Below are 6,246 nucleotides of genomic sequence, written 5' to 3' on the forward strand. Positions count from 1 at the left end.
GCCATCACAGCCATCATGCGAAAGCTCATCATCCTCGCAAACGCACTACTCAGGGACAATCGGACCTGGACACCATCTCTCCCTTGACCAACACGGATACTCTACGTCAGCGGCGTCCAGCTGCCGTCGGCATTGCGGCAGGCGGTTCCGCGCGCGGTGGCGCCGGCGGTGCCGGTAAACACCGTATGGGTGTATTGCCGGCAGTCCTGCGAGCCGACGCGATAGGGCTGGGCGGCGACCACTTCGCCGCGATGGGCCGAACTGTCGCTCTTCCAAGCCACTTTCTGGCCGCTCGCCGTGTATTCAAGCGCCTTGTATTCCGCCTCGAGCGCGCTGCGCTTCTCGGTCTCGCTCAGGCCGGCGCCGATAGAGCCGCCGACGAGGCCGCCGCCCATGGCGGAGATGATCGTCGTCGCCACCTTGGCGCCGCTGGGGGGCGTCAAGGCCGGCGTCACCGTAACGGCCGGGCCCTTGCCGAGCGTCGTGCAGCCGGAGACGGCGAGCAGGGCGGAAACGAGCGCGACGCGAATCTTCATGCCAATACCGGCTTTCTTGAGCTGGACCGCCGCGCTGTCAGCAGCTGGCGCGGCCATAATGTCGATGTTTGTCGGAAATTTGGCCGCAGCCAGCCACCTGGAAAAGCAATCTGGAAAAGCATTACTGAAGGCTCCGCAATCGAACCATCGCCTTCAATCCACCCATGATGGATCGTTCCAGCGCCAGAGAGCCTCCATACTCGTTGACAAGGTCGGCGACAATGGCAAGTCCGAGCCCGCTGCCCGGTTTTGTCTCGTCGAGCCGCCGGCCGCGCTGCAACACCTCGCGCGCCTTGTCGTCGGGAATGCCGGGGCCGTCATCCTCGATGCTGATCTCGAACAGGTTGGCTGCGCCTTCCGTGCCAGCGCCACCTTTGCTGGAGATTGGCTTGACCGAAACGGCGACCGCGCTCCTTGCCCATTTCATCGCATTGTCGAGCAGATTGCCGAGCAGCTCCTCCAGGTCCTCGCGTTCGCCGGCAAAGACGATGTCGGTGGCCGGCAGCGACAGCGACAGCGCCGTCTGCGGGTTGAGCTTTTGCAGCACCCGAACCATGCGCTGGACCAGCGGCGCCACCGGCGTACGGTAGACGACGCTGTCGCGCTGCGCGGCGACGCGAGCACGTTGCAGATAATGGTCCACTTGCTTTTGCATGGAAGCGGCCTGCTCGGCGATCAGCTGGCCCTTGGCGCCACCCAGCGCCCGTCCCTCGTTGAGCAGCACGGCAAGCGGCGTCTTCAGCGAGTGCGCGAGGTTGCCGACCTGCGTGCGCGACCGCTCGACGATACGCCTGTTGTTCTCGATCAGCGCATTGGTCTCGTTGGCGAGCGGCTCGATCTCGGCCGGGAAACGGCCATCTAGGCGCTGCGCGGTTCCTTCGCGCACCATGGCAAGCGCATTCCTGACCCGGCGCAGCGGCTGCAGGCCGAGCAGGATGGCAATCGCATTGATGGCGATCATGCCGACGCCGAACAGCGACAGATAGGTCAAAAGGCGCCGCTGGAAGGTGGCGATTTCCTGCTCGAGCTCGGTCTGGTTGCCCATGACGCGGAAGCGCGCGGCGCGGTTTTTCGCATCGAGCACGAACTCGCTCTCGAACACCTCCAACTGCTCGCCTTCGATGCCGTCCGCTGAATAGCTGCGCTGGAAGCTGGCATTGAAGGGCACCTCGGCAACGCTTGGCGACGGGATCGCCTTGGTCATCGACGACGAATGGAGATCGCCGTGCACGCCTTCCGAGGCAGGCTCGACCGACCAGTACCAGCCGGAATTCGGTTCCGAGAACCTCAAATCACCAAGGTCGGGGGCGCCGGTCAATTGGCCGCTTTCAGAAACGCCGACCGAGCCGATCAGGTTGAACAGATGCGCCGAAAGCAGGCTGTCGAAACCGCGCTCGCTGGCCTGGCGATAGAGCGTGGTGATCAAGGTGAAGATGACGACCAGAGTGAGGATCGCCCAGACCGTGGAAAAGGCGATGACGCGAAACGCCACCGAACGCGGCCATGACCGCAGCGACGGCGTGTTCGAGACGGCGGGTTTTGTAGGCAGCGGTTCCGCGTTACGCCTCCGGCTTACGCATGCGGTAGCCCATGCCGCGAACAGTTTCGATCATGTCGATGCCCATCTTCTTGCGAAGCCGTCCGACAAAGACCTCGATCGTGTTGGAATCGCGGTCGAAATCCTGGTCGTAGAGATGCTCGACCAGCTCGGTCCGGGACACCACCTCGCCCATGTGGTGCATCAAATAGGCAAGCAAGCGAAATTCGTGCGAGGTCAGCTTCAGCGGCACGCCGTCGACGTCGGCCTTGGAGGCCTTGGTGTCGAGGCGGAGCGGCCCGCAGGTCAGTTCGGACGAAGCGTGCCCGGCAGCACGCCGGATCAAGGCCCGCACCCTGGCCAGGATTTCCTCGATGTGGAAGGGTTTGGTGACGTAGTCGTCGGCGCCGGCGTCGATGCCGGCAACCTTGTCGCTCCAGCGGTCGCGTGCCGTCAGGATCAGCACCGGCATCTTGCGGCCGCCGCGCCGCCATCGCTCGACCACGCTGATGCCGTCCATCTGCGGCAGGCCGATGTCGAGCACCACGGCATCGTAGGGCTCGGTGTCGCCGAGAAAGTGCCCTTCCTCGCCGTCGAAAGCGCGGTCGACGACATAGCCGGCATCGACCAGCGCGTCGCCGATCTGCCGGTTGAGATCCTTGTCATCTTCGACGACGAGTACGCGCATGCGGAAGGCCTGTTGAAGCTGTTCAGATATAGGCCGATTCCGGCAGTCTGGGAAACGGCACGGTTCAGTTCAGCGGAACGACGATCTCCGAGCGACGCGGACGCTGCCCTTCCTTGCCCGGAACCAGCACGACGATGACGCAGACGGGCTGGCCGCCGCGTGTCGACTGCGAGGCCTTGGCCAAGGTGCCGCCATTCTGCTCGGCCACCTGCTGGCCGATCGCATAGCAGTCGGAGGCGGCGAGGACGACCGGTTGGGGCTGCTCGGGCACGACAACGGGGATCGCCATCGCCTGCGACGCAAGCAGACCGGCGGCTGACAGCGCCAGTGCCGCGGTCCGGAAGTGGGAGCGAAGGGTTTTCATGGTCAGCGTTCTAACGCGCCGGTGCTGAACGTGATATGAACGGTGAACGCTCGAATGCATGCCCGCCACACCCCTGAAGCGCGAGATTACCGGATTGCCATTTCGCCGCCCATCCCGCGAAATTGCCAAGTTTAACCTAGCCCTCCGATCCTTCGCCGACAACCGGGCATCGTTTGGCAGTGAAAGGCAATCGCTTCAGGTTTGCCCCGACTTCGATAATCGATCCGGCAACCGAAGGCAGATTCAGGCGAACCGACCGGAAATAAAAACCCGCCTCTGCGGCGGGTCGCTGGCGCCATCAGCACCATAGGCGAATTAGTAGCATAGCTGCCGGCACAAAGCAAGAACAAAATTGCCGGATTGTAAAAAATGCCCGGTGGTCAGCCCTCGTCCTTGATCACGGCGCGGAAGCGCAGCAGCCCGTGATGGGCCGAAAGGTCCTCGTCGTAGCGGGCTTCGGCGAATTCGAGCTTGAGGTAGGCGCGGCGATGTTCGCCGAGCGAGAGAGCCGTATCGCGCAGGCGGGTGCTAACAAGGTCCATGATGTCATTGGTTTCCTTGCTGGCCTCTGATTTCGACCAGACATGCAACGTCAGCAACTGTTCTGCGTCGTTCTCCATTCCCGTTGCCCAATCGTAGACGCTGGTGCGGCCGAAGGTCATGTGGGGGAACGCAACATTTTCCGGCGCACGGTCGAACAATCGTGCGTCGCCCAGTGCCGCCGACAAATCGGGATCGTCATTCACTGCCTCGAATATGGCCTTCTGCAATTCGACGGCCGGCGCGGTCATCGTCTTTCCCTTCGTCCGTCGCGTCGACCTCCCGGCTGCGTAGCTGCGTTGCATGAAGGCATCCCGCCAAAGCGCGAATCAGCGCGTCTCATGCGGATTATGAACCTTCATGATCTCGGCAATAAGCCCTGCTCCTGGAATGCGCGACGCCCCGGCCGTCCGCGCCACGGACCCTTGAGGGTGATGCCAACCTGCGCGAAGTCATTTGGCATGCAGGAGTTCGAAAAAAGGATGCTATGACGATGTCTGGTTTCCAGACATTCGAGGTCGTTTTTCGTGCGCGAACCGTCGCTGCTGCCTGTCTTCGGAAAGCTTGGGGCCAAGGCGCCGCCGGTCGCGATTGCGGCGTCGACCATGTCGATGACCGTCAAGAGTCTGGTCAACCACACTCGGGAGGTGCTCTCGGCGTACGGTAGCCTGGCCCTGAAGCTGTCCGTCGTTTTGTGGACGGTGCTTGTCGTGGCGGCAGTATTCTTCATCGCCCAGGCCTGATCGAGCGACATTCATTGATTGGGCGGAAACGAAAGGACCCAAGATGGCAAAGCGCTACGCGCTCCGTATGGAACATCCTCACAGCTGGACCGTCTTCGACGTCTTCACCGGCCAGCCGGTCGAGCTCAAGCAGCAACTCACGGCCAGTTTGAACACGCGCGATGCGGACGCGATGGTCGACCGGCTGAACGGTCGCGACGTCAAGCGGCGAGCGAAGGCGGACCGGAAGCCCTGACAAAGCGTCTTGTGGACGGATCGCGACGGACTAGCGAAAATCGGCCGCAGTCAGCACATATATGCTCCTGCGGGTGCGGGCATAGGCATTCCTGGCGACATCGTGGATCGAGTTGGAAGCCGTGTCGAAGGCTGCCAGGTAGGTAGCTTCTGAGGCCGCCGTTCCCGGCTGCATCTTGGAGATGGCATCGGTTGCGACAGAGAAGGAAATCTGGAACATCCCGTCATGGCCGACGAAGCGGATGCGTTTGCTTGCCTCGTCGTAGCTGCGGCTGGGATTGGGAAATGTCAGGCTCATGATTTCGCCTCCGTCGATGCAGATACGGCCTTCTTGACTGCCCGTGACGCCCGCTTCTTCTTTGGTGCGACCGGATTCAGAGCTTCCGCCGCGCGGTCCGCCTCTTCCTTGGCCAGTCGCAATTCCCTCAGCCTTGCCGTTTTGATGCTCCTCGCCTTGGCTTCCGAGAGATATTCGGCAGTTGCTTTGTTCCGCTCCGCCGTCTTCTTTTGATTTTCCATGAAGCGGGCCTGAGCTTTTTCCATGATGTTCTGATTGCCTTCGGCCATCGGTAAAATCTCCCTTGCAGCGAAAGTCGTGAATGTGAATTCACCATAAAATAGGTGTTCAAAGATAGAAATTCAATTTCATTAATATTCGGCAAGGCCCGAACACCAGGGGATAACCAGGCAAGATAATATGTTCAATATTTCATGTGCCCTATGAATATTTTTTGGCGCTCCTATCAATCGAGTGCCAGGGCGCCTATAGAGAGGGGCGGCCGCCTAAGCTGGCCCCAGAAAGAGTCCCCATGAAATTCCGGCCACTCCACGATCGCGTCGTCATTCGGCGCGCCGAAAGCGACACCAAATCCAATGGCGGCATCATCATCCCCGACAATGCCAAAGAAAAACCGCAGGAAGGCGAAGTGATCGCTGTCGGGCCGGGCGCGCGGGACGAAAGCGGCGCGCTGATCCCGCTCGACGTCAAGGCCGGCGACCTCATTCTGTTCGGCAAATGGTCCGGCACCGAGGTCAAGATAGACGGCGAGGACCTTCTGATCATGAAGGAGGCCGATATCATGGGCATCATCGAAAAAAGCGAGACGGGCATCATCGACAAGACCGTGGCTGCCAAGAAGGCCGCCTGATTGGAAGGCCGCGCGCCCTCCCGCGCGCGCGCAAAGGACGCTCCGAGCTTTGATTCAGGCGCTGCAAGCGCCTTGCCACGACAACCGAACTGGAAAAGATCATGTCTGCCAAGGAAATCAAATTCTCCACCGACGCGCGTGACCGCATGCTGCGCGGCGTCGAAATCCTCAACAACGCCGTCAAGGTGACGCTCGGCCCCAAAGGCCGCAACGTCATTATCGACAAGGCCTACGGCGCGCCGCGCGTCACCAAGGACGGGGTGGCCGTGGCAAAGGAAATCGAGCTTTCCGACAAGTTCGAAAACATGGGCGCGCAGATGGTGCGCGAAGTGGCCTCGAAGACCAACGACCTTGCCGGCGACGGCACCACCACCGCCACGGTGCTTGCCGCTTCCATCCTGCGCGAGGGCGCCAAATTCGTTGCCGCCGGCATGAACCCGATGGACCTCAAGCGCG

The 6,246-nt window shown here is 61.5% G+C and carries 11 protein-coding genes; 4 read left to right on the top strand and 7 right to left on the bottom strand.

The annotated features are described in order from the left end of the window. Positions 1–101: 101 nt before the first annotated feature. The 5 genes from NKJ15_RS32630 to NKJ15_RS32650 form a co-directional block, all read right to left on the bottom strand. The gene (locus tag NKJ15_RS32630) at positions 102–536 is read right to left on the bottom strand and encodes an RT0821/Lpp0805 family surface protein (protein ID WP_352471010.1); all 435 of its coding nucleotides are present in this window, start codon (positions 534–536) and stop codon (positions 102–104) included. Between the two features lie 121 nt (positions 537–657). Beyond that, positions 658–2,085 (bottom strand): ATP-binding protein, encoded by a 1,428-nt coding sequence (locus tag NKJ15_RS32635; protein WP_352471109.1) that lies wholly within the window; start codon positions 2,083–2,085, stop codon positions 658–660. Between the two features lie 10 nt (positions 2,086–2,095). Then, positions 2,096–2,761, bottom strand: a complete 666-nt coding sequence (locus NKJ15_RS32640) for a response regulator transcription factor (RefSeq protein WP_023718390.1) — start codon at positions 2,759–2,761, stop codon at positions 2,096–2,098. Positions 2,762–2,825: 64 nt separating this feature from the next. Beyond that, positions 2,826–3,125 (bottom strand): hypothetical protein, encoded by a 300-nt coding sequence (locus NKJ15_RS32645; protein ID WP_352471009.1) that lies wholly within the window; start codon positions 3,123–3,125, stop codon positions 2,826–2,828. 380 nt (positions 3,126–3,505) lie between these two features. Further along, on the bottom strand, positions 3,506–3,916 hold the full coding sequence (locus NKJ15_RS32650; RefSeq protein ID WP_352471008.1) for a DUF3168 domain-containing protein: 411 nt from the start codon (positions 3,914–3,916) through the stop codon (positions 3,506–3,508). A gap of 276 nt (positions 3,917–4,192) precedes the next feature. On the opposite strand from NKJ15_RS32650, the gene NKJ15_RS32655 reads away from it, so the two are divergent. Together NKJ15_RS32655 and NKJ15_RS32660 are read left to right on the top strand one after the other, a co-directional pair. Then, a complete protein-coding gene (locus NKJ15_RS32655) occupies positions 4,193–4,408 on the top strand; it encodes a hypothetical protein (RefSeq protein ID WP_352471007.1) in 216 nt (71 codons plus the stop codon). A gap of 43 nt (positions 4,409–4,451) precedes the next feature. Next, positions 4,452–4,643, top strand: coding sequence for a hypothetical protein (locus NKJ15_RS32660; protein WP_352501784.1), 192 nt, complete (start codon positions 4,452–4,454; stop codon positions 4,641–4,643). 30 nt (positions 4,644–4,673) lie between these two features. On the opposite strand, the gene NKJ15_RS32665 is transcribed toward NKJ15_RS32660, so the two are convergent. After that, positions 4,674–4,940, bottom strand: coding sequence for a DUF1488 family protein (locus tag NKJ15_RS32665; RefSeq protein WP_254819951.1), 267 nt, complete (start codon positions 4,938–4,940; stop codon positions 4,674–4,676). Then, the gene (locus tag NKJ15_RS32670; RefSeq protein ID WP_352471005.1) at positions 4,937–5,209 is read right to left on the bottom strand and encodes a hypothetical protein; all 273 of its coding nucleotides are present in this window, start codon (positions 5,207–5,209) and stop codon (positions 4,937–4,939) included. Before NKJ15_RS32670 ends, NKJ15_RS32665 begins: the two co-directional genes overlap by 4 nt. A gap of 242 nt (positions 5,210–5,451) precedes the next feature. Between NKJ15_RS32670 and NKJ15_RS32675 the strand changes: the two genes are divergently transcribed. Continuing rightward, positions 5,452–5,790 carry a co-chaperone GroES gene (locus tag NKJ15_RS32675; protein ID WP_352819808.1) on the top strand — a complete coding sequence of 113 codons (339 nt, stop codon included), beginning with the start codon at positions 5,452–5,454 and terminating at the stop codon, positions 5,788–5,790. A gap of 101 nt (positions 5,791–5,891) precedes the next feature. Continuing rightward, positions 5,892–6,246 (top strand): TCP-1/cpn60 chaperonin family protein (locus NKJ15_RS32680; RefSeq protein ID WP_352819810.1); only part of this gene is annotated, 355 nt, incomplete at its 3' end.

The sequence above is a fragment of the Mesorhizobium sp. M0207 genome, from assembly GCF_040321995.1.
Lineage (GTDB): Bacteria > Pseudomonadota > Alphaproteobacteria > Rhizobiales > Rhizobiaceae > Mesorhizobium.

What these genes read in the sequence shown, in the direction of transcription:
- NKJ15_RS32630 (WP_352471010.1), bottom strand. Translation starts at nt 536, where the DNA reads ATGAAGATTCGCGTCGCGCTCGTTTCCGCCCTGCTCGCCGTCTCCGGC.
- NKJ15_RS32640 (WP_023718390.1), bottom strand. Translation starts at nt 2,761, where the DNA reads ATGCGCGTACTCGTCGTCGAAGATGACAAGGATCTCAACCGGCAGATC.
- NKJ15_RS32645 (WP_352471009.1), bottom strand. Translation starts at nt 3,125, where the DNA reads ATGAAAACCCTTCGCTCCCACTTCCGGACCGCGGCACTGGCGCTGTCA.
- NKJ15_RS32650 (WP_352471008.1), bottom strand. Translation starts at nt 3,916, where the DNA reads ATGACCGCGCCGGCCGTCGAATTGCAGAAGGCCATATTCGAGGCAGTG.
- NKJ15_RS32660 (WP_352501784.1), top strand. Translation starts at nt 4,452, where the DNA reads ATGGCAAAGCGCTACGCGCTCCGTATGGAACATCCTCACAGCTGGACC.
- NKJ15_RS32665 (WP_254819951.1), bottom strand. Translation starts at nt 4,940, where the DNA reads ATGAGCCTGACATTTCCCAATCCCAGCCGCAGCTACGACGAGGCAAGC.
- NKJ15_RS32670 (WP_352471005.1), bottom strand. Translation starts at nt 5,209, where the DNA reads ATGGCCGAAGGCAATCAGAACATCATGGAAAAAGCTCAGGCCCGCTTC.
- NKJ15_RS32675 (WP_352819808.1), top strand. Translation starts at nt 5,452, where the DNA reads ATGAAATTCCGGCCACTCCACGATCGCGTCGTCATTCGGCGCGCCGAA.